The sequence below is a fragment of the Halomonas sp. LC1 genome (assembly GCF_030247125.1).
Taxonomy (GTDB): Bacteria; Pseudomonadota; Gammaproteobacteria; order Pseudomonadales; family Halomonadaceae; genus Vreelandella.
Window position 1 is genome coordinate 23855 of sequence record NZ_JASSPG010000007.1, and the last position, 20369, is coordinate 44223.

Genomic DNA, 20369 nt, shown 5'->3' on the forward strand with positions numbered 1-20369 from the left:
GCGTTACACTTCTGTTTCGGTATCTTTGTAGCCGTCCACGACCCCGGTGGAGAGGTAAACGTCCCGAGTGGAAAGGTTTTTAATGGCGGTCAGCAGGTATTGAATCCCGGTAATCAAAAAGCCCATGGGTACCCAGACGTAAATGATCCACACCGGCAAGCCCAGAGACGGAAGTACGCGCCCTTTGCTATACAAGTCGAGGATGTACACCACGGAGTAATAAAGCAGGAAGAACATCACCAGCGAGGTAAAGAACGCAATGCCGATCATCAACACTTTGCGCCCACCCACCGGCAGCGCATCGTAAATCGCCGACATGCGAATATGGCGACCGTGACGGGCGGCATAACCAATACCCGCAAAGGTGATCATGATGATCAGGATACGGTTTAGCTCACCTGAAAACATGATGCTATTGCCGAATACGAAGCGGGCAATGACGTTGGTGACCGTGTTCAGCGCCATTAGCAAAACCCCCATCGCCAGTATGACTGACTCGATTTTGCTAATTGCAGTGTCGATCACTCCCAATACACCGGGCAAACCCGACCGGTAATTCTTTTCGGACTCTTCTTCGGACATGGCCGTTCTCCTTTAAACGCAGCGTGGTCGCTTGCTCGATCCGCGACGCGACATTCCCATCACTGACACCGAACGGAGTAGGTTCGGCCTTGCTCATTTTGTAGCGTAACGGGTAATGACTCTTTTCGCTTCAACGCTGGATGGACGTAGATTTTTCTGTGTTCCACCGCGAAAGCACGTGTTTTTTCGCTGCCTGAGCGAACAATAAAAAAGGGGCAGCGCTGGCTGCCCCTTCGTGATGTCATCTGATCAACGCGAACGCGCTAACCCATTAGGACTCACTGTTGACGGCTTCGAGATCGGCCTTGAACTGCTCCAGCAGCTCAGCGCCACGCTCACCCGTCATTTCGAGGAAGGCATCTTCGACCTGCGGTGCGCGCTCACGGAACGCTTGAATCTGCTCTTCGTTCAAGCGCGTGACGGTCACTTCGTCGGACGCTTCCTGAATCTTGGCGAGTGCTTCGTCAGCCAGCCCCTTGATGTGCTCGATCGTGTGGTCGTAGGCCGCGTCAGAGGCTTCCTGCACCAGCTCTTTATCCTCATCGGACAGGCCTTCGTAGAAATCTTGGTTCGCCATCATGGCGGTGGTGAACCAGCCGTGACCGGTGAAGGTCAGGTGCGGAGACACTTCATACAAGCCGCCAGACTCGATCCAGAAGATCGGGTTTTCCTGGCCATCGATGATGCCGGTCTGCAGGCCGCCGTATACTTCGCCCCAGGGCAGCGGTGTCGGCGTCGCGCCAAAGGCGTCGTAGGTTTCCGACAGCAGCGGGTTGGTCATGGTGCGGATTTTCTTATTATCCATGTCTTCCGGCGAGCTGATTGGCTCGTCGGTGGTGACCACCATTTCACCCTCTGGGTACATCTTCAGAAGTTCGAGACCCTGCTCTGCGTAGAGCTCCGGGAACATTTCGTTGATCGCTTTACTCTCGTCGAAGAACGTCAGTACGGTCTCTTCGTCGGTCGGCAGCAGATACGGAATAAAGAAGATTTGCGCTTCCGGGATCAGTGCGCCAGTGAAGCCAGGCGACTGGTTCACGAACTGGAGAATGCCGTTTTGGGTTTGCTCCATGATGTCATCGGACTCACCCAGCTCGCCAAAACGGTACACTTGTACGGAGTGGTCAGAGTTCTCTTCGATGTACTCTTTGAACGCGTAAGCGAATACATCCTGCACGTCGCCTTCGTACTCTTCGTGAGCGTAACGCCAGTTATCCGCCTGGGCTGTCGCGCTCAGGCCCAGCAGCAGAGCCCCTACGCTCGCCGTGGTGAGTAACTTGGTGGAAACGGAACGAGTCGAAACTAATTTGCTTGCCTTCATGCAGAGTTCCCCTAGCAGTGGTAAGCGCGCCGTACGAGAGCGCTAGAATCTAATTTTTGTCTATCCCATGCCGCTGCACGTTTTCTCAGCCGCTAACACGCAGTAACGTCGTTCATTGCTGTGGGTTAGCGGGCGATATCAGCGCGGCCAGCGCGGGTTATTCAAAAACAGCTTAATTTCAGGCTAGCGTGGTGGCTCACAGCGGTCAAGCTGGCTTGCCAGGGTGAAAAGCGCCGTTGTCGTGCTTTCGCGCACGCGTTGCGCTTGTGGAAAATGTTTGTCAAGCGGTGCCGAAAACAGCGTATCTTGCAGCCACTGTGCAACATTGTGCTGGCTTATGTCGCTTTTTGTTAAACGAACGTCATTTGTCGACGATGCGAGCGCCCACTGCTGCCAACGTTGAAGGTTTTCACGCTCAGCCTGCAGCTCGGCACGCTGTAAGGTCGCACGCAGCGCTTCAATGGCCTCGTTCTGGGCGGCCTCGGGCTTCAATCGACGGCGCAGTGCCCGCAGCGGGGCCGTCACCTGCTGCTGCCAAGCCAAACGCTCAGCGCGTATCGCGTCGAGCGGCGCCGGTTTGGCCGCCAGGCCATGCTGGTAGAGCCAACAGTGAAAGAGCAGTTCACACACATCCACGCCCGCCTCGTCTTGTAAGGTGAGACAGGCCTGCTCGACGCCGGGCTTGGCATACAACGCCAAGGCAAAATCCCATAGCGGCCTCTGCTGCAAGCCCTGCAATCGGTTAGAATCGCGCATTGGTTTACCCACTTTTTTCGGGAGAAAACATGATCGCACTGCGCCAAGTCGCCCTGCAACGGGGCACGCAAACGCTCCTAGAAAACGCCGACCTTACGCTTCACAACGGCGTGAAGGCCGGCATCATTGGGGCCAACGGTGCCGGTAAGTCGAGCCTGTTCAAACTCCTGCTGGGCGAGCTGGGCCCTGATCAAGGCGATGTCGAGATGAGCGGCGGTCAGCGAATCGCCCACATGGCTCAGGAAGTGGAGGCCCTGGATCGCCCCATCGTCGAGTACGTGTTGGATGGCGACCATGCGCTACGGAAGGCGCAAGCCGACCTGCTTGCCGCCCGAGAGGCGAGCGATGCGCACCGCGAAGCAGAACTACACGGGCTGATAGAGACACTGGATGGCTACACCGCCGAATCCCGTGCTGCCCAGCTTCTGGTGGGATTGGGTTTTGTACAAGCAGACATGACCCGCCCCCTGTCCGACTTTTCCGGCGGCTGGCGGATGCGCGTCAACCTCGCCCGCACGCTGTTCATGCCGTCCGACTTACTGCTGCTCGATGAGCCGACCAACCACCTGGACCTGGATGCGCTGCTGTGGCTAGAGCAGTGGCTCACCCGCTACCCCGGCACGCTGCTGCTGATCTCCCACGACCGGGACTTTCTCGATGCCGTCTGCGATCACATCGTGCACATGCATCACCAAACGCTGGAGCTTTATCGGGGCAACTACTCTCGCTTCGAGCGCACGCGGGCGGAGAAACTCGCGCTGCAGCAGGCGGAAGCGGCCAAACAGCAGGCGCGCCGCGAAGAGATCGAGCGCTTTATCGCCCGCTTCAAGGCCAAAGCCACCAAAGCGCGTCAAGCGCAGAGCCGCGTCAAGATGTTGGAGCGCATGGAAGATATTGCCATGGCCCACGTGGATTCACCGTTCCACTTCACCCTGCCGGCCGCCGATAAAACCTCCCATCCACTGCTGGTGCTGGACCAGGCCACGTTAGGCTACCGCAGCCAGGCGGGCGATATCGCTCAGCTCGACAAGGTAAACATTACGCTGCTCCCCGGTAGCCGCATTGGCCTGCTGGGCCCCAATGGGGCGGGTAAATCCACGCTCATCAAGTCGCTCACCGGCGAGCTAGCGCTATTGAACGGCAAACGTGTGCCCGGCGAGCACTTGGCGATTGGCTACTTTGCCCAGCACCAGTTGGAAGGGCTAGACGTGACCACGACGCCGTTCGTCCACGTGCAGCGGCTCTCTCCCACTGCCAGCGATCAAGAGATTCGCAACTTTCTTGGCGGCTTCGGTTTCAAGGGCGACGATGCCTTCGGGGAGGTCGCCACCTTCTCAGGCGGTGAGAAAGCGCGGCTGGCCCTGGCACTGGTCGCTTGGCAAAAGCCCAACCTACTGCTGCTGGACGAGCCGACCAACCACCTGGATTTGGAGATGCGCGAGGCGCTCACCGAAGCGCTGGCAGGCTTCGAGGGCACGGTCATTCTGGTCTCCCACGACCGTCACCTGCTGCGTGCCACGGTGGATGAGTTTTGGCGAGTCGCCGACCACCGGGTCGAACCCTTCGACGGCGACTTGGAGGATTATCGGGCCTGGCTCAAAGCGCGTCTGGAAGAGAACCGCCGCGACGCGCGGAGCGAAAAGAACGAACGCCAGAGCCAACAGCCCAGCAGCGACCGTAAAGCCGCCCGCAAAGCGGCGGCCGAGCTGCGCGAAAAGCTGCGCCCATTGAAAAAAGAGCGCGACAAGGCAGAAAAGGCCATGGAAGCAGCGCAGCATTCCCTGGAAGCGGTCGAAGCCATACTCGCCGATCCTGAGCTCTACACCGACAGCGCCCGCAAAGCAGAGCTGACCGATGCGCTGGCCAAGCAGGCAACGATCAAAGCGCAGCTAGACGACGCCGAGCAGACGTGGCTGGCCGCCGAAGAGGCGCTGGAAGCCATGGAGGCCGAACTGCTCGCCAGCGAAAGTGCCTGAGGAACGCTAGCTTTCCAGCAGGAACGTGACCGGACCATCGTTCGTGAGCGTCACCTGCATGTCCGCGCCAAACTGGCCGGTGGCTACCTGGGGCCACGCAGCGCGCGCTTGATCGGCGAGGTAATGGAACAGACGTTGCCCCTCCTCGGGCGGCGCAGCGCTGGAAAAGCTGGGGCGCAGCCCCTTGCGCGTATCGGCCGCGAGCGTGAATTGCGACACCAGCAGCAATCCTCCCCCGGCCTGCTGCAGGTTGTGGTTCATCTTGCCCGAGTCATCGCTGAACACGCGATAGTGCAGTAGCTTGTGCAGCAGTTTATCGGCATCCGCTTCACGATCGCCTTTCTCGACGCCCACCAGCGCCAGCAGCCCGTGGTCGATCGCACCGATGGTGCTGCCCTCCACCGTGACGCTGGCGTGCTTGACCCGCTGAATCAGTGCTTTCACGCTGCCCCCTTCGTCCCTTCACTTGGCCTATCGAAGGGGGCGAGTGTAAACCGAGGCGAGGGCTGGCCCAAGCGTGATGGCGCGAGGTCTGCGTCTATCCGTTCACGCCCAGTAGCGCATCGCGAAACTCGTCACCTAGCGGGCGCTCGCCCAGCCAAATACCGAACATCGCGCTGGCAAACTCGGCGCTGCTGTCCTCGTAGAGCGTCTCACCGTTGAGAGCGAGGCGTAACTGCTCGCCATCCCAGCTCAACAGATAGCGGTCGCCGGGTGCCACGTCGCGATACTGCCGCTTTAGCTGCTCCAGATTCTCTTTCACCTGATTGAATTCGTAGAGCGTGAGCGAGTCGCTGAGGGTCTTTTCGGTCGCGTCTGCGAAATCCTCGGCGGCGATGTCATGGAAATAGGCGAGTTCTAGCCGCCGGGGCACATCGCTGAGCGGTTGAGGGTCGCGTTCGCCCTCCAACTGATAGTAAGCGCCTGCGTAAGCGGTCCAGATCATGTAACGGAATACGCCGCTCCCCAGCAGGGTATAGCGCTGGCCATTCTCTTCGACCACGCGCTCAAAGCGCTCCCCCCGCTCGGTCACGCTCTCGGCGGCGGCACTGCTGGATAATAGCGCCGCTCCCATCCATAGCGCGGCCGATAGCAGCGCTGGCATATGACGTCGTTGCACGGTGTCGTCCTCCCTTATTGGCTTGGCTGGCATAACGCACAGCTATACATACACACCTTATCCATAAAGGTTCCGTACAACCAACCGTACGACGAGTTTTTCAGTTACCAGGGTCGACACACCATGACGTCACAATGGGGTTCGCTCAGCAGCATGTCGGTGAGTGGGTTGGGATGATGCGGTCGGCTGCGGCTACCCAACATGACCAGCTCTGGCGAGTGCCGTTTGATGTAGTCGTGGAGCACGTCGCAGGGCTGGCCCGGCTCCAGCACCAGCTCGATGTCGGGGACACCGTCCAGATCGCGCATGAGGCTTTCGACCTCGTTGTCCAACGCCTCCCGTAGGCGAGCGACCTCATGATCGCGCCACTGTGCATAAAACGCTTGGTTACCCAACTCCCGTTCACCCGGCAGGTTCCACGCATGTAGTAGGGTCAGCTGGGCTTCAGGAAAGCGGATCAGCGCCTCTTTCAGAGTTTGTCGTGCGGTAAGCGAGAAGTCGATGGGCACCACGATATGCTGCCACGGCTGCGTCGGTAGATAGGACGCCACCACCACGGGGCAAGGCGCGCTGCGCAGAATGCGCATCAAGGTCGTGCCATAGAGCAGATCTTTCTGACCGCGCTTGCGGTGCATGCCCAGAACGATCAACGAAGCGTGACGCTCATGGGCCTCCCGAACGATCTCCACGTGTGCGTCGCCCACCACCGTTTGGATCATTAGCGCAGGAAGTTCGAGCGCGTAATCCTCCCGAAGATCGGTGAGCGTGGCGCTGATGTCATCGCTCACCGCTCGCTCAAGATCATGCAGCATTCGGTGAGGAAGGTAGGGGTCGAGCACGTGGAGCACATCCAGCTGCGCTCTCTGTTGATGGGCGAGGCGCAATGCTCGGGCAAAGGCCGCGCGATTTTCCTGGGAGAGGTCGGTGGCAAATAGCAGCGTGCGGGACATGAGCAGCTCCTTGGCCGAATGGCTCAGCCTCATAGGCAAACAAACGGGCACCCTTCAGCATGGTGCCCGTTGCCCTATCCCGCAAGGAGACTCTGCCCCGGCGGCTTACCACCACGCATGGAAGTGGTGTACCGGACCGCGCCCTTTGCCGACCGCCAAGCGGTGGCTGGCCGCCAGTGCGCTATGCAGCCACTGCTTCGCGTCGGTAATGGCCTGCTCTGGCGCGTCTGCCTCAGCCGCTTCCGGCAGCTTTGCCAGACAGGCGGCAATCGCAGACGAGAGCGCGCAGCCCGTGCCATGCAGGTTCTCGGTGGCAATGCGAGAAGCCGGTAACCACTGGTGACCGTTGGGGGTGGCCAACAGATCCGGACAAGTATCACCGCGTAAATGGCCGCCTTTCAGCACCACAAAGGGGGCGCCCAACGCCACCAGCTTGGGCAGCAGCGCTTCCATCTCATCCAAACTCGCAGGGGCGGGAGCATCCAGCAGCACGGCCGCTTCCGGCAGGTTGGGGGTAATCACGTCGGCCAGCGGTACCAGCACCTCCCGCACGGCACGAATGCCCGCGTTATCGACCAGGATATCGCCGCTCTTCGCCACCATCACCGGGTCGAGTACGATCCAGCGAGGGCGCTGTTGGCGCAATACGTCGGCGATGACCTCCGCCACGTCGCGACTGGCCACCATGCCGATTTTCACCGCATCGATGGTCACATCGCTCAACAAATGCTCGAGCTGCTCACGAATGGCTTGGGGAGACACGGGGTACACCGAGGCCACGCCGCAGGTATTCTGGGCAATCACCGCCGTGATCACGTTCGTGCCATACACACCGAGCGCGGAAAATGTCTTGAGGTCGCCCTGCAGCCCCGCGCCACCGGAGGGGTCGGACCCTGCAATGGTCAGCACATTACGCAGGCGAGGTTCGGTCGGCATCGAGTTAGCGGGGGTAGACATAGAGCTCCTTACACGGCAGAACAGTATCAGCCATAGGATACCCAAGCCGCGCCACTTACGCTGCTTTAATCGACGGATACGAAAAGGCCGCCCGAAGGCGGCCTGGAAAGAGCTGACGTTACTGAGTGGTATCGCCTTCCGGATTGCGGGCGTTGTAGTACGCCTGCTCGGAAATCGCGTGGTAATCCTCGACTTTATCCTGGAACTCCCGATAGGAGTCGTAGATACGGGTCGCCAGCTCGCTGGACGCAGCCAGCTCACCCACGACGTCGGCCGAATGTTCGCGGGCTTGGGCCAGTACGTCGTCAGGAATGCGGCGCAGTTCCACCTCGTGCTCGTTGACTAGGGTCTCCAGCGCATCGTTGTTACGAGCGGTGTACTCATCTAAAACGCTTTGGTTGATGTCGCTGATGGCCGTGCGCAGAATCGCTTGAAGATCAGCGGGCAGTTCGGCCCACGCCTCTTCGTTCACGATGGCTTCGAACATCACCGTCGGCTCGTGCCAGCCGGGGTAGTAGTAGTAATCGGCCGCTTGGTGCAGGCCGAAGGCGAGATCGTTGTAAGGGCCGATCCATTCGGTGGCGTCGATGGCACCGGACTGCAGCGACGTGAAGATTTCACCGCCAGGCATGTTGACGATCGCCACGCCCATGCGACTCATCACCTCGCCCCCCAGACCCGGCATGCGCATTTTCAAGCCTTCCAGGTCGTCCACCGAGTTGATCTCTTTGTTGTACCAGCCACCCATCTGGACACCGGAGGCACCGGCAACCAATACGTCGACACCGAACTCATCGTAAAGCTCGTTCCACAGCTCCATGCCACCGCCGTAGCTGAGCCAGGCGTTCATTTCCTGAGCGTTCATGCCAAACGGTACGGCGGCGAAAAACTGTGCCGCTGGCGCTTTGCCTTTCCAGTAGTAGGAAGCGGAGTGGCCCAACTCGGCGGTGCCATCCGACACGGCGTCGAACACTTCGAACCCTGGTACGAGCTGCCCCGCTCCGAAGACTTCGATGGTCAAGCGGCCATCGGACATCTCCTCGACGAGTTGGGAGAGCCGCTCAGGGCCTTGGCCTACACCGGGGAAGTTTTTCGGCCAGGACGTGACCATTTTCCAGCGGAAGGTCTCTTCTTGTGCCTGGGCCTGGTTATCGAAGCTGGAAACGACCAGCAGGCTGGCAGAAAGAGCGGTCGTCATGGCAATGGCGACAGGCAGTGCTTTGGCTTTCATGCGTTAACCCTCTTGCTTATTTTATTGCTGTTATGGGTAGGGAATACCCCGCCTGACGTTTGCCGCCAGGCGGGTTGTTACAAGCCATTGTGTGTCTGCAGCTTGGCTGCTTTTGATTAAGGTTGCCACGCCCTTGCGTTGATAGCAGGGTTATTTTTCAACTGAGCTCCTCTTAGAACTGCGTTGGTAGCCAGGTCGCCAATTGCGGGAAGAAGGTCAGCAACAGCAGCATGCCCAACTGCATCAAGATAAACGGCACCACGCCACGATAAATGGCCGATGTGGGCACCGAAGGCGGCGCCACGCCGCGCAGATAAAACAGCGCGAAACCGAACGGCGGCGTCAGGAACGAGGTCTGCAGGTTGATAGCGATCATGATCCCTAGCCAGATCGGGTCTAGCCCCATGGCCAGTAGAATCGGCCCGACGATCGGCACCACCACGAAAGTGATTTCGATGAAGTCGAGAATGAAGCCGAGGAGGAAGATCACCAGCATGACGATGATCGTCGCGCCAATCACGCCGCCCGGCATACCCTCGAACAGCTCGGTGACCATGTGCTCACCGCCGTAAGCACGGAAGACCAGCGAGAACAGCGCCGCGCCGATCAAGATCAGAAACACCATGGTGGTGACGTGGGTCGTCGAGCGCAGCACCTCTTTCAGGGTGGCCCAGTCCAACTGGCGATAGGCCAACGCCAGCACCAGCGCGCCAAAAGCCCCGACGGCCGAGGCTTCGGTGGGTGTGGCAAAGCCGCTCAAAATCGAGCCCAACACCGCTACGATCAGCACCACCGGGGGCACCAAGCCTTTGAGCAGCAAAATCCCCAGGCCCGAGGTGTGGCCAAGCTCGGCCATCAGCTCTTCGCGGTCGGCCGCGGGCGCCATACTGGGCCGGAAGAACGCTACCAAGCCCACGTAGATCATGTACATGACGACGAGGATCAACCCCGGCACCAGTGCGCCCATGAACAGATCGCCCACAGAGACCGTTTTCGGGCTAAAGATGCCCATATCGAGCTGCGCCTGCTGGTAGGCCGACGAAAGAACGTCGCCCAGCAGCACCAGGGCGATGGAGGGGGGAATAATCTGTCCCAGCGTGCCGGTGGCACAGATGGTACCGGTGGCCAGCGACGTGCTGTAGCCCCGCTTGAGCATGGTGGGCAGTGACATCAGTCCCATAGTGACCACGGTTGCCCCGACGATGCCCGTGGACGCGGCCATCAGCATGCCCACCAGCGTGACCGAAATCCCCAAGCCACCGCGCATGGAGCCAAACAGCAGCGCCATGGCATCCAGCAGCGTTTCAGCGACTTTGGATTTCTCCAGCAGCACGCCCATCAAGACGAACAGGGGCACCGCCAAGAGCGTCTGGTTGGTCATGATGCCGTACAGGCGATTGGGCAGCGCGGCTAGATAGCCACTGTCGAAGTTGGCATCGATGCCCACGGCTTCCAGGCCCAAGCCCATGCCGGCAAACAGCAGCGCGGTGCCCGCTAGCGATAGCGCCACGGGAAAGCCGAACATCAGCACGATACAGATGGCGGCAAACAGAATAAGCGGCATAAATTCGAGCATCAAACGCGCTCCTCAAGGTGATGGTCATCGGCGGCTGGCGGCGTGATCCGCCCGGTGAAGACATAGCCATTGCGCACGACTTCGATCAGCCCCTGAAGGATCATCAGGACGGCAAACACCGGAATCAGCGTTTTCAGTGCGAAAACAGCCGGTATGCCACCGTAATCCGAGGAGGTTTCCAAAATGCGCCAGGAGTTCGCCACATAGCCATAGCTGGATGCGATGATGAACAGCATCACCGGAATCAGCAGCAGCAAAATGCCGAGAATGTTCACCAACGCTTGACGACGAGGCGTCATACCGCGGTAAAAAATATCGACGCGGACATGGCCATCGTGGCGAAAGGTGTAGGCAGCCGCGAGCATGAAGACGCTGGCGTGCATGTACATCACCAGCTCTTGCATGAAGATGCTGTTGATACTGAACATATAGCGAAGCAGTACAATCGCGAACTGAATCAACATCATGATGATGATCAGCCACGCAAGGGTACGCCCGAACCACTCCGAAGCGCGGTCCAGCGCACCGATAAACGCAGGTAGTTGTGTTGTGTCCGACATGGAAGTGTCTCGCGTAAAACGGCTAAGGGGAGTCAGCGCCCCAGACAATAGCGCATATACGCGGACAATGCAGCGCCCGACAGCCGCTCGTGCGGCTTATTGTTTAACGCTTGCGCGAATTGTCGCGAGACACGGCGCTGGCAGCGGTAAATCCACCGCGATCGGCAGATGATCGGAGAAGAGATGATCCAGCACGCGCACCTCTGCGGCCTCCAGGGTTTGCGAGAGCAGAATATGATCCAACGCGCGGCGCGGCTGCCAAGAGGGGTAGCTCAGCAGCGGCTTCACGGGGTGCAGCGGCAGCGACGTGCTAAACCGCTCGTGGGCGTGAAGCTGCTCAGGCGTGCAGTTCAAGTCGCCCATCACCACCACGTGCCGCAGCGGCTCGATGATGTCGCTCAGGTAGTCGAGCTGACGCACGCGACCACGGTGGCTGAGCGCCAAATGCGCCACGAAGATATGCAGCGCGTCGGGACCGTCACCGTAGCGAACGTGAATCGCACCGCGCCCAGGCAGCATGCCCGGTAACCGATGCTCTTCGATATGGCTAGGCGTCAAGCGGGAGAGCAGGCCGTTGCTGTGCTGGGCGAATTGGCCTAAGTTGCGGTTAAGCTGCTGGAAATAATGAGGAAATTTGGCTTGTGCCGCCAAATACTCCACTTGGTTGACCCGGCTGGAGCGAAAGCTGCCGCCATCGACCTCTTGCAACCCCACCACGTCGAACTGCTCTAACACGCTACCCACCAGCGCTAATCGCTTGAGGCGCTGCGGGTTGGGCAACACGTGCTGCCAGCTCCGCGTGAGGTAGTGGTGATAGGCAGACGTTTGAATGCCCACCTGCAGGTTGAAGGTCAGCAGCCGAAGTTGGCCGCGCTCCAGCAACGCAGAGGTGGGCAGCGCCCCGGGCGAGCGGGTTGGCCCGCTCGTGTGGCCGTGCTCAAGCACCGTTATTGCGCACGCTCGCTGCGAACTTTCTCGATCAGCGCATCGGCGATTTGCGGCATGTTTTCCAGGCTGCCGGCCGACTGAGGCGATACCACGTAACGGCCATCCACGATCAGCGCGGGCACGCCCATCAGGCGCATGTCACGCATACGGCTGTTAGCCTTGTTGACCTCGCTGCGCACGCTGAACGCCGTCAGCGCTTTTTCGGCCTCTTCTTCGCTCACGCCGTAATCAGAGAAGAACTCGGCAATGTCGTCTGCCTCGGTCAGCGAGCGGCCATCCTGGTGAATGGCGTCGAAGAAGTCCTGATGCAGCTCTTCTTCGATACCCAACGACTGAGCGGCATAGAAGGCCGTCGCATGGGTATTCCAGTCGCCGCCCATGGTGGCCGGCATTTTCACGATGCTCACGTCATCGTCCAGCGTCTCGTACCACTCGTTCACGGACGTTTGCAGCCGGTAGCAGTGCGGGCAGCCAAACCAGAACGCTTCGGTCACTTCGATCTGGTCATCGTCTACCTGGGTCGCCACCGGCGACTCCAGCAGCGTGTAGTGCTGGCCTTCGACCAGCTCCTGAGCGCTTACCGCTGCAGACAGGCCAAGACCGGCCAGTGCGACCATCAACGTTTTCAACATAGCGAGAACTCTCCAAAAAAGCGGGCCAACAAAAGTGAGGCTATGACCCCTAGCAGGGCAGGCAGGTTCCCCATCCTGCGGATAATGCACAAAACGGGGAGGCCTGCGGCAGGGAAATTAGTTCAAGCCCAGCACGTAGTTGGCGACGGCTTCCATATCTTGGTCGCTCATTTTGGACGCGATATCGCCCATCACGTTGTTCGGGCTGTTGGCGCGCTCACCGGACGCAAAGGCTTGCAGCGTAGAGACGGTGTACTCCGCATGCTGACCCGACAGCGCCGGATACACCGCGCTGCCGATGCCTACGCCCGTGGGCGAGTGGCAAGCGCTACAAGCGGGAATGCCTTTGGACATATCACCCGCACGGTACAGCTCTTCACCGCGAGCGAGCAGCTCAGCGTCTTCATCGCTGGTTTGGCCAAGGTTCGCGTCTTGGCCTGCAAAGTGCGCCGCCACGTCCCAGGCGTCTTGGTCAGAGAAGTTATCGACCAAACCGGCCATCTGGGCAACGACGCGGTTGCCGTCACGGATATCCATGATCTGCTTGGCGAGGTAGGACATCTGCTGCCCTGCCAGGTTAGGGAAAGTGCCCACTGCGCTGATCCCTTGCTGGCCATGACAGGCGGCACAAGTTTGCGCGAGTTCACGACCTGCCGCTGCGTCAGCGTCGGCTTGAAGGTCCGCTTGGGCGTGGACGGTGCCAACGGCACCCATGGTAATTGCCAGGCTTGCCAGTAACTTTCTCATTGCTTTTCCACTATGCCGTTTGATTATTGACTGGTACGCACCCTGGGCGCTGCCCAGGTTCAGCACATTACCAGGGTCAGCTCCGCCAAAACGAACAACGTGTCGTGTTGGTCGCTGCTGGCCAGAGCGCGATGGTACACTAGCGCCCCAGGTCGCAGTTATAAGACGCTTGCATTATAACGAATCACCCTAGCGGCGGGAATGCAAGTCCAGATCTGCTTTTGGGGTAATTCGTCGCGGCACCGCACGCTTCCACGTCACAGGACGCTTGCAGGCCGTGTTATACGTTTGTTTTTCAGGATGAACTCCATGTCTACCCCTCATGATAGCCCAGTCCCTCGGCTGAACTACCCCACCGCGCGTTTTATGATCAGCGCGCCGACGCTGGCCCTGTGTCCGGACGACACGGGCGCAGAAGTGGCCTTTGCCGGACGCTCCAATGCCGGTAAATCCAGCGCCATCAACGCCCTGACCCAGCAAAACGCCCTGGCGCGCACCTCGCGTACGCCGGGCCGCACCCAGCTCATCAACTTCTTCACCGTGATGAACGATGAGTCACGCCGCCTGGTGGACCTACCCGGCTATGGCTACGCCAAGGTGCCGGAAGCGGTCAAGATCGAGTGGCAAAAGCACCTGTCGGACTACCTGCGCGGCCGTTTCAGCCTGCGGGGTCTGGTGCTACTCATGGACGTGCGCCACCCACTGACCGAGTTCGACCAAATGATGCTCGATTATGCCGACCAGCGCGGCATGCCGGTGCATATCCTGCTGACCAAGGCCGACAAACTGAAACGCGGCCCAGCCAGCGCCGCCCTCCAGAAGGTACGCTCTCGCCTGCGGGAGTGGGAAGATCTGGTATCGGTTCAGCTCTTCTCATCGCTCAAGCGCGACGGCGTCGACACTCTCTCCCAAAAGCTCGACCAGTGGCTCTACACCCCTGAAGACACCCACGATTAAGCGGGGCTAAGCCCGCCGTTCCAGCCACGCAATCAGCTCGGGTAGCTCTTTGACGTGGGCAATGCGATGAACGCGCTCGGGCAGTGCGTGATCGCCGCGATCGGCCACCCAGGCGGCGTGCATACCGAGCTGCTGGGCGGGAAGCACGTCTTCTGCCCAGGAGTCGCCCACGTGCATGGCGCGCTGCGGTACGGTCTTCAGCCGCTCCAACGCGGTGAGAAAAGGCTTGGGGTCAGGTTTGGGAGCCAGCAGCTCTCCGGCGGCAATCGCTACCGGAAAGTGGGACGCCAATGGCTGACGCTTGAGATGAATGTTGCCGTTGGTGATCGCCGCGAGCCGATAGCGCTCGGCCAGCGCCGACAGCAGCCCGGCCGCTTCCGGGTGCGGAGTGACCTGCACGCGCAGGCGGTGGAACTCGTTCATGGCGGCGGCAGCCCATAAGAGCGCGGCGCTGCGCGGCAGGCCGCTCGCTTCGAGCTGGTCCTCCAGCGCCCGCAGCCGAAGCCAGGTAAAGTCGCCACGCCGCTCCGGTACTTGGCTGGCCCACTGTTGGCGACGCTGCAAGTAGTCCGCCACCCCCGCCTCGTAGGTAAGCGGCAGCGGTGCCTCCTGACGCGCCGACCGCCATGCCGTGAGCGCGTCCAGCAACCAGCGGTAGTGCCCCTCTTCGGTTTTCAGCATCACCCCCTGGTTGTCCCACAGGGTGTCGTCCAGATCAAAGGTGATGGCGTCTAACGTGATCATGATTCACTCTCACTCGGGCGGCGCTTGGCGCGCGGGTGGGCGGCATCGTAGCTTTCGGCGAGATGCTGCCAATCCAGACGCGTGTACACCTGGGTCGTGGATAAATTGGCGTGGCCCAGCAGCTCCTGCACGGCGCGCAGATCCTGACTGGATTCCAGCAAATGGCTGGCGAAGGAGTGGCGCAGGCGGTGGGGATGAAGGTGCTCCGGTAGGCCGCGCACCACCGAGAGCTGCGCTAGGCGCTTCTGGATTGCTCGATGCCCCAACCGCTGCCCCCGTTGACCGACGAAGAGCGCCGTTTCAGCGCTGGCCGCCAAACTGGCCCGGCAGGTGAGCCACGCGGTGAGTGCCTGCTGGGCGCGTCGCCCTACGGGCACCTGGCGAGGTTTGCTGCCTTTCCCCATCACCCGCACATGGTTGGCCGCCAACTGGCTCACGTCCAACGCCGCCAGCTCGGCCAAACGCAGACCGCTGGAGTAGAACAGCTCCAGCATGGCCTGGTCACGAAGCGAGAGCGGCGAGCCGTCGTGGGGCATATCGAGAAAGCGTGCCAGCGCATCCACATCCAACGGTTTTGGCAGATGGCTGGGCTGTTTGGGGGTGCGCAGCAAACGGATCGGGTTATCCATCAACACCTGATCCCGTACCAGCGCGTCGGCAAAGCGCGATAGCGCTGCGCGACGGCGGGCCAAGCTGCGCGGCGACAGCCCCCGGCTACGCTCGGCACCAAGGAAAGCCCTTGCCAGCGCCGTGTCCAGCGCGCTGGCCTGGATCACACCTCGCTGTTCGGCAAACTGACAGAACGCGGATAAATCCTGACGATAGGCCGCAACCGTCGCGGGGCTCGCGTGGCTGGCCAGTGTCGCTAAATAGCCCGCCACGGCGTCTACCAGGGTCTCTGGGCTACCCATGGTGCTCCGCACCATGCGGCCCTAACCGCAGCAGCAGTCGGGCGACGATATCGCCCAGGTACTCGGTAAACAGCGTGTCCATACTGGCGCGATAGCACTCGGGGGCGGGGCTGGCGAGCAGTAAATAGCCCAGTTGCTCGCCAGCCGAGAGCCGTGTGATCGCACAGGAGCCTGCCTTGCGGGGCGCCTTGGTGTGGGGCAGCAGGCACTTCCAGTCGCTGACGCTCAGCTTGGCGCAGCGGCTGGTACGGCCATCCAGCAGCGCCGCTAGGCGGGCGCTGGCGTGCTGATCGAGAATATGGCGCGGCGGCTGAGGCGGCGTCGGCTCGGCATCGCTCAACGCAGCGGGGCACCATAAGGCCATTGCCGGGGTTTGGAAACGCTCGCTCAACTGCGTCGCCAGCGCCTGGGCCAGCGCATCGCGATCTTCCGCTTCGACCAGGCTGAGCAGCGTTTCCCGCAGGCGACGGTACTGAGCTTCGTTATGGCGTGCGGTTTCCAACAGATGCTCAAGCCGCCCTTCTGCTGTTTCGGCTCGCTGACGCAGGTCGATCACCAGCCGCTCCAGCAGCGATACCGCGCCATCGATATGGGGATGCGGGACTTTGAGCTGCTGCAGCAGCCCTTCACGGCCAATAAAAAAGTCGGGGTGACGGGCCAGCCAAAACGCCACTTGATCCGGATCGAGCGTTTTGCGCGGCTCAGGAGCTTGAGACATCGCCGTTCTCCTCGAATTAGTTGAGTGATACCCGACCGTCAAATACCCGCGTCGCGGGGCCTACCATGACCAGCGACGCCTCGGGATCCGGCCACTCGATGCTTAACTCGCCGCCGGGCAAATGGACTTTCACCGGACTTTTTAACAGCCCTTGGCGAATACCGCTGGCCACCGCCGCACAGGCGCCCGTGCCACAGGCCAGAGTTTCACCGCTGCCACGCTCGAACACCCGCAGACGAATCTCGCTGGGCGAGACCACCTGCATGAAGCCGACGTTGACCCGCTTGGGAAACCGAGGATGCGACTCCAACAGCGGCCCTAAGCGTTCCACCGGCGCGCTCTCCACGCTTTCGACCTGGAGAACAGCATGCGGATTGCCCATAGAGACCACGCCAAGCTGTAGCGTGTCGCCTTCGACCTCTACCTCGTGCAGCGGCTGGTCCCCCGGCGCGTCGAAGGGCAGCGTGGCCGGGTTGAAGCGCGGCCTGCCCATGTCCACCCGCACCATGCCGTCGTGCTGCACGTTGAGCACCAACGGGCCACCGGCGGTTTCCACATGGATTTCATGCTTGTGGGTCAGGCGCTGGTCACGCACGAAGCGGGCAAAGCAGCGCGCGCCGTTACCGCAGTTTTCTACTTCGCTGCCGTCGGCGTTATAGATGCGGTAGCGAAAGTCCATGTCCGGATCGCGGGGCGGCTCGACGATCAGCAGTTGGTCAAAGCCAATGCCAAAGCGCCGGTCCGCCAGCTGGCGGATCTGCTCGTCCCGCAGGCGCGCCCGCTGGGTGACCAGGTCCACCACCATGAAGTCGTTGCCCAGGCCGTGCATTTTGGTGAAGTGCAGCAGCATCAGCGTGCCCCTTCCGGCAGCAGCGCCTCGCCGGCCCACAGGCTTTCCAGCGTTTCCCGAGCGCGCACCACGTGGTAGGTGTCACCATCCACCATCACCTCCGGCGGGCGCGGGCGGCTATTGTAGTTCGAGGCCATGACGAAGCCATACGCCCCGGCCGAGCGCACCGCCAACAGGTCGCCTTCGGCGATAGCAAGCTCGCGCTCTTTGCCCAGGAAGTCGCCGGTTTCACACACAGGGCCGACCACGTCGTAGGTGGCGGTATTCCGTACTTGGCGGGTATCCACCGGCACGATGGCCTGCCACGCTTGATAAAGTGCCGGACGAATCAGGTCGTTCATGGCCGCATCGACGATGGCGAAGTTCTTGGTCTCGCCGGGTTTCAAGAACTCTACCCGGGTGAGCATCAATCCGGCGTTGGCCGCAATGGAGCGGCCCGGCTCGAACAGCAGCGTGAGCTGTTCACCGCCTTCCCAGCGGGAGAGGCGCGCCAATAGTTGGCTGGCGTAATCGAAGGGCTGGGGTGGCTTCTCGTCCCGGTAGGGGACGCCTAAGCCGCCACCCAAATCCAGATGGTCGATCTCGATGCCGCGCTCACGTAGGCGCTCCATCAGCACCAGCAGGCGCTCCAGGGCATCCAGGAACGGCGCGGTTTCGGTGAGCTGCGAGCCGATGTGGCAGTCAAGTCCGGTCACCCGCAGGTTGGGCAGGCTAGCGGCCAGCTGGTACACCTCCAGCGCCTCGTCCACCGGAATACCGAACTTGTTGTCCTTCAAACCGGTGGAAATGTACGGGTGGGTCCCCGCATCCACGTCGGGATTGACGCGCAGCGAGACCGGAGCGACTTTCCCCAGCTCGCCCGCCACGGCGTTCAAGCGCTCGAGTTCCGGGCGCGACTCGACGTTGAAGCATTTGATGCCGACCTCCAGCGCACGCGCCATCTCCTGGGGCTGCTTGGCGACGCCAGAAAACACCACTTTGGCGGGGTCACCACCGGCTTTGAGCACTCGCTCCAGCTCGCCCACGGAGACGATGTCGAACCCGGCCCCTAGGCGCGCCAACAGGCCCAGCACGGCCAGGTTCGAGTTGGCTTTCACCGCGTAGCAAATCAGGTGCGGGTGGCCGCCAAGCGCTTCGGTGTAGGCACGAAAGTGGCGCTCCAGGGTCGCTTTGGAGTAGACGTAGCAGGGTGTCCCCAGCTTATCCGCCAGCTGCGTTAACGGTACGTCCTCGGCGTAGAGCACGCCGTCGCGGTAGTTAAAGTGATCCATTACCCCTCCTGCTCGGCGGCCGAATCGGATGTGTCATCAGGCAAATAGAGTGGCCCTTTCTGGCCACAGCCGACGAGTAGCAGCGCGGCCAGCAGCAGCGCGCTAAGTGTGATCGCGTGACGCATCATGACGTACCCTTGAGCGCCGCCAGCGCTTCACGGGCACGGCTGGCCGCCGCGCGCACTTGGTCAGGCGCGGTGCCGCCAATATGGTTACGGGCGGCCACCGAGCCCTCCAGGGTCAGTACGTCAAAGACGTCCTGCGCGATGATATCGGAGAACTGCTGAAGCTCTTCCAGCGTCATTTCAGAGAGGTCTTTCTTGGTTTTCAGGCCGTAGGCGACTGACAAACCAACGATTTCATGGGCATCGCGGAAGGCCACGCCTTTACGCACCAGGTAATCCGCCAGATCGGTCGCGGTGGAGAAGCCGCGACGCGCCGCTTCGTACATGCTCTCTTTCTTCGGCTCGATGGCAGGCACCATGTCCGCAAAGGCTTTCAGACAGTCGCGCACGGTGTCGACGGCGTCGAACAGCGGCTCTTTGTCTTCCTGGTTGTCCTTGTTGTAGGCCAGCGGCTGCGACTTCATCAGCGTCAGCAGCGCCATGAGATGGCCATACACGCGGCCGGTTTTACCACGCACCAACTCGGGCACGTCGGGGTTCTTCTTCTGCGGCATGATGGAGGAGCCGGTGCAGAAGCGGTCGGGCAGGTCGATGAAATCGAACTGGGCGCTGGTCCACAGCACCAGCTCTTCGCTCATGCGCGACAGGTGCATGAGCAGAATGCTGGCAAAGCTGGTGAATTCGATGGCGAAGTCGCGATCCGACACCGCATCCAGCGAGTTTTCCGCCGGGCGGTCGAAGCCGAGCAACTCGGCGGTTACGTGGCGGTCGATGGGGTACGTCGTGCCCGCCAGGGCGGCGGCACCCAGCGGCATCACGTTCACACGCTTGCGGCAATCCAGCAGGCGCTCGTGGTCACGGGCCAGCATCTCTTGCCACGCCAGCAGATGATGGCCAAAAGTGACCGGCTGGGCGGTTTGCAGATGGGTGAAGCCCGGCATGATGGTGTCGGCTTCGCGTTCGGCAAGTTCGATCATGCCGTCGCGCAGGCGTGTCAGCTCCGCTTCGATCACGTCGATCTCATCGCGCATGAACAGGCGAATGTCGGTCGCGACTTGGTCGTTGCGCGAGCGACCGGTGTGCAGCTTCTTGCCGGTAATGCCGATTTTGTCGGTCAGGCGTGCTTCGATGTTCATGTGCACGTCTTCCAGCGGCACCGACCAGTTGAACTCGCCCCGCTCGATTTCGCCCTGGATCTCGGTCAAGCCGTTGATGATGGCATCACGCTCGTCGTCGGTCAGCACGCCCACTCGCGCCAGCATGGTGGCGTGGGCGATCGAGCCCTGAATATCCTGGCGCGCCAGGCGCTGGTCGAAGGTCACAGACGCGGTAAAGCGCGCAACAAAGGCATCGGTGGGCTCGCTGAAGCGACCGCCCCAAGACTGGTTCGTAGCTTGGCTCATCGGTGAGATATCCTGCTGACAAATCTAATGGAGT

General features: G+C 61.0%; 22 protein-coding genes. 2 read left to right on the forward strand and 20 right to left on the reverse strand.

The features are described 5' to 3' along the window. Positions 1 to 3 precede the first annotated feature (3 nt). From QIT27_RS12125 to QIT27_RS12135, 3 genes are all read right to left on the reverse strand, one after another. Positions 4 to 582, reverse strand: coding sequence for a TRAP transporter small permease (locus QIT27_RS12125; protein WP_159343531.1), 579 nt, complete (start codon positions 580 to 582; stop codon positions 4 to 6). A gap of 271 nt (positions 583 to 853) precedes the next feature. Then, positions 854 to 1903 (reverse strand): TRAP transporter substrate-binding protein, encoded by a 1050-nt coding sequence (locus tag QIT27_RS12130; protein WP_159343532.1) that lies wholly within the window; start codon positions 1901 to 1903, stop codon positions 854 to 856. A gap of 183 nt (positions 1904 to 2086) precedes the next feature. Then, a complete protein-coding gene (locus tag QIT27_RS12135) occupies positions 2087 to 2659 on the reverse strand; it encodes a TIGR02444 family protein (protein ID WP_285263975.1) in 573 nt (190 codons plus the stop codon). Positions 2660 to 2688: 29 nt separating this feature from the next. Between QIT27_RS12135 and QIT27_RS12140 the strand changes: the two genes are divergently transcribed. Then, on the forward strand, positions 2689 to 4635 hold the full coding sequence (locus QIT27_RS12140) for an ABC-F family ATP-binding cassette domain-containing protein (protein WP_285263976.1): 1947 nt from the start codon (positions 2689 to 2691) through the stop codon (positions 4633 to 4635). Positions 4636 to 4641: 6 nt separating this feature from the next. Here the strand turns inward: QIT27_RS12140 and dtd are convergent, their stop codons facing one another. The 10 genes from dtd to QIT27_RS12190 all read right to left on the reverse strand — a co-directional run bounded on the left by dtd (position 4642) and on the right by QIT27_RS12190 (position 13356). Next, positions 4642 to 5079 (reverse strand): D-aminoacyl-tRNA deacylase, encoded by a 438-nt coding sequence (gene dtd / locus QIT27_RS12145; protein WP_285263977.1) that lies wholly within the window; start codon positions 5077 to 5079, stop codon positions 4642 to 4644. A gap of 94 nt (positions 5080 to 5173) precedes the next feature. Beyond that, positions 5174 to 5755, reverse strand: coding sequence for a chalcone isomerase family protein (locus QIT27_RS12150; protein WP_285263978.1), 582 nt, complete (start codon positions 5753 to 5755; stop codon positions 5174 to 5176). 104 nt (positions 5756 to 5859) lie between these two features. Continuing rightward, positions 5860 to 6705, reverse strand: a complete 846-nt coding sequence (locus tag QIT27_RS12155; protein ID WP_285263979.1) for a universal stress protein — start codon at positions 6703 to 6705, stop codon at positions 5860 to 5862. A 105-nt stretch (positions 6706 to 6810) separates the two neighbouring features. Then, positions 6811 to 7641 carry a bifunctional hydroxymethylpyrimidine kinase/phosphomethylpyrimidine kinase gene (thiD, locus tag QIT27_RS12160; RefSeq protein WP_285264127.1) on the reverse strand — a complete coding sequence of 277 codons (831 nt, stop codon included), beginning with the start codon at positions 7639 to 7641 and terminating at the stop codon, positions 6811 to 6813. 139 nt (positions 7642 to 7780) lie between these two features. Beyond that, positions 7781 to 8893, reverse strand: a complete 1113-nt coding sequence (locus QIT27_RS12165) for a TRAP transporter substrate-binding protein (RefSeq protein WP_159343537.1) — start codon at positions 8891 to 8893, stop codon at positions 7781 to 7783. Between the two features lie 172 nt (positions 8894 to 9065). Next, on the reverse strand, positions 9066 to 10469 hold the full coding sequence (locus QIT27_RS12170) for a TRAP transporter large permease (RefSeq protein WP_285263980.1): 1404 nt from the start codon (positions 10467 to 10469) through the stop codon (positions 9066 to 9068). After that, positions 10469 to 11029: a TRAP transporter small permease subunit gene (locus QIT27_RS12175; RefSeq protein WP_159343538.1), complete on the reverse strand. Its 561-nt coding sequence runs from the start codon at positions 11027 to 11029 to the stop codon at positions 10469 to 10471. The genes QIT27_RS12170 and QIT27_RS12175 overlap by 1 nt, the downstream gene beginning before the upstream one ends. A gap of 96 nt (positions 11030 to 11125) precedes the next feature. Next, positions 11126 to 11974: an endonuclease/exonuclease/phosphatase family protein gene (locus QIT27_RS12180; protein WP_502875205.1), complete on the reverse strand. Its 849-nt coding sequence runs from the start codon at positions 11972 to 11974 to the stop codon at positions 11126 to 11128. Between the two features lie 2 nt (positions 11975 to 11976). Further along, positions 11977 to 12609 carry a thiol:disulfide interchange protein DsbA/DsbL gene (locus QIT27_RS12185; protein WP_159343540.1) on the reverse strand — a complete coding sequence of 211 codons (633 nt, stop codon included), beginning with the start codon at positions 12607 to 12609 and terminating at the stop codon, positions 11977 to 11979. A gap of 117 nt (positions 12610 to 12726) precedes the next feature. Then, the gene (locus QIT27_RS12190) at positions 12727 to 13356 is read right to left on the reverse strand and encodes a c-type cytochrome (RefSeq protein ID WP_159343541.1); all 630 of its coding nucleotides are present in this window, start codon (positions 13354 to 13356) and stop codon (positions 12727 to 12729) included. Positions 13357 to 13665: 309 nt separating this feature from the next. On the opposite strand from QIT27_RS12190, the gene yihA reads away from it, so the two are divergent. After that, positions 13666 to 14313 (forward strand): ribosome biogenesis GTP-binding protein YihA/YsxC, encoded by a 648-nt coding sequence (gene yihA, locus QIT27_RS12195; RefSeq protein ID WP_159343542.1) that lies wholly within the window; start codon positions 13666 to 13668, stop codon positions 14311 to 14313. Positions 14314 to 14319: 6 nt separating this feature from the next. Here yihA and QIT27_RS12200 read toward each other — a convergent pair whose 3' ends face one another. Genes QIT27_RS12200 through argH form a run of 7 tightly spaced genes read right to left on the reverse strand, consistent with a single transcriptional unit; the run spans position 14320 to position 20335 of the window. After that, complete coding sequence (locus QIT27_RS12200) at positions 14320 to 15057, reverse strand: HAD family hydrolase (RefSeq protein ID WP_285263981.1); 738 nt, start codon at positions 15055 to 15057, stop codon at positions 14320 to 14322. After that, positions 15054 to 15968 carry a tyrosine recombinase XerC gene (locus QIT27_RS12205; protein WP_285263982.1) on the reverse strand — a complete coding sequence of 305 codons (915 nt, stop codon included), beginning with the start codon at positions 15966 to 15968 and terminating at the stop codon, positions 15054 to 15056. The genes QIT27_RS12200 and QIT27_RS12205 overlap by 4 nt, the downstream gene beginning before the upstream one ends. Then, entirely contained in the window at positions 15961 to 16686 is a 726-nt protein-coding gene (locus tag QIT27_RS12210) for a DUF484 family protein (RefSeq protein WP_285263983.1), read from the reverse strand. The genes QIT27_RS12205 and QIT27_RS12210 overlap by 8 nt, the downstream gene beginning before the upstream one ends. Positions 16687 to 16702: 16 nt before the next feature. Then, positions 16703 to 17536: a diaminopimelate epimerase gene (dapF, locus tag QIT27_RS12215; RefSeq protein WP_285263984.1), complete on the reverse strand. Its 834-nt coding sequence runs from the start codon at positions 17534 to 17536 to the stop codon at positions 16703 to 16705. Then, on the reverse strand, positions 17536 to 18807 hold the full coding sequence (gene lysA, locus QIT27_RS12220) for a diaminopimelate decarboxylase (protein ID WP_253018643.1): 1272 nt from the start codon (positions 18805 to 18807) through the stop codon (positions 17536 to 17538). The genes dapF and lysA overlap by 1 nt, the downstream gene beginning before the upstream one ends. Beyond that, positions 18807 to 18935 (reverse strand): LPS translocon maturation chaperone LptM, encoded by a 129-nt coding sequence (gene lptM / locus QIT27_RS12225; protein WP_159343548.1) that lies wholly within the window; start codon positions 18933 to 18935, stop codon positions 18807 to 18809. Before lptM ends, lysA begins: the two co-directional genes overlap by 1 nt. Then, positions 18932 to 20335 carry an argininosuccinate lyase gene (argH, locus tag QIT27_RS12230; RefSeq protein ID WP_159343549.1) on the reverse strand — a complete coding sequence of 468 codons (1404 nt, stop codon included), beginning with the start codon at positions 20333 to 20335 and terminating at the stop codon, positions 18932 to 18934. Before argH ends, lptM begins: the two co-directional genes overlap by 4 nt. Positions 20336 to 20369 lie beyond the last annotated feature (34 nt).

Coding starts and splice junctions, on each gene's coding strand:
- QIT27_RS12125 (WP_159343531.1), bottom strand. CDS start 582: ATGTCCGAAGAAGAGTCCGAAAAGAATTACCGGTCGGGTTTGCCCGGT.
- QIT27_RS12130 (WP_159343532.1), bottom strand. CDS start 1,903: ATGAAGGCAAGCAAATTAGTTTCGACTCGTTCCGTTTCCACCAAGTTA.
- QIT27_RS12135 (WP_285263975.1), bottom strand. CDS start 2,659: ATGCGCGATTCTAACCGATTGCAGGGCTTGCAGCAGAGGCCGCTATGG.
- QIT27_RS12140 (WP_285263976.1), top strand. CDS start 2,689: ATGATCGCACTGCGCCAAGTCGCCCTGCAACGGGGCACGCAAACGCTC.
- QIT27_RS12155 (WP_285263979.1), bottom strand. CDS start 6,705: ATGTCCCGCACGCTGCTATTTGCCACCGACCTCTCCCAGGAAAATCGC.
- thiD (WP_285264127.1), bottom strand. CDS start 7,641: ATGCCGACCGAACCTCGCCTGCGTAATGTGCTGACCATTGCAGGGTCC.
- QIT27_RS12165 (WP_159343537.1), bottom strand. CDS start 8,893: ATGAAAGCCAAAGCACTGCCTGTCGCCATTGCCATGACGACCGCTCTT.
- QIT27_RS12170 (WP_285263980.1), bottom strand. CDS start 10,469: ATGCTCGAATTTATGCCGCTTATTCTGTTTGCCGCCATCTGTATCGTG.
- QIT27_RS12175 (WP_159343538.1), bottom strand. CDS start 11,029: ATGTCGGACACAACACAACTACCTGCGTTTATCGGTGCGCTGGACCGC.
- QIT27_RS12185 (WP_159343540.1), bottom strand. CDS start 12,609: ATGTTGAAAACGTTGATGGTCGCACTGGCCGGTCTTGGCCTGTCTGCA.
- QIT27_RS12190 (WP_159343541.1), bottom strand. CDS start 13,356: ATGAGAAAGTTACTGGCAAGCCTGGCAATTACCATGGGTGCCGTTGGC.
- yihA (WP_159343542.1), top strand. CDS start 13,666: ATGTCTACCCCTCATGATAGCCCAGTCCCTCGGCTGAACTACCCCACC.
- QIT27_RS12200 (WP_285263981.1), bottom strand. CDS start 15,057: ATGATCACGTTAGACGCCATCACCTTTGATCTGGACGACACCCTGTGG.
- QIT27_RS12205 (WP_285263982.1), bottom strand. CDS start 15,968: ATGGGTAGCCCAGAGACCCTGGTAGACGCCGTGGCGGGCTATTTAGCG.
- QIT27_RS12210 (WP_285263983.1), bottom strand. CDS start 16,686: ATGTCTCAAGCTCCTGAGCCGCGCAAAACGCTCGATCCGGATCAAGTG.
- dapF (WP_285263984.1), bottom strand. CDS start 17,536: ATGCTGCTGCACTTCACCAAAATGCACGGCCTGGGCAACGACTTCATG.
- lysA (WP_253018643.1), bottom strand. CDS start 18,807: ATGGATCACTTTAACTACCGCGACGGCGTGCTCTACGCCGAGGACGTA.
- lptM (WP_159343548.1), bottom strand. CDS start 18,935: ATGATGCGTCACGCGATCACACTTAGCGCGCTGCTGCTGGCCGCGCTG.
- argH (WP_159343549.1), bottom strand. CDS start 20,335: ATGAGCCAAGCTACGAACCAGTCTTGGGGCGGTCGCTTCAGCGAGCCC.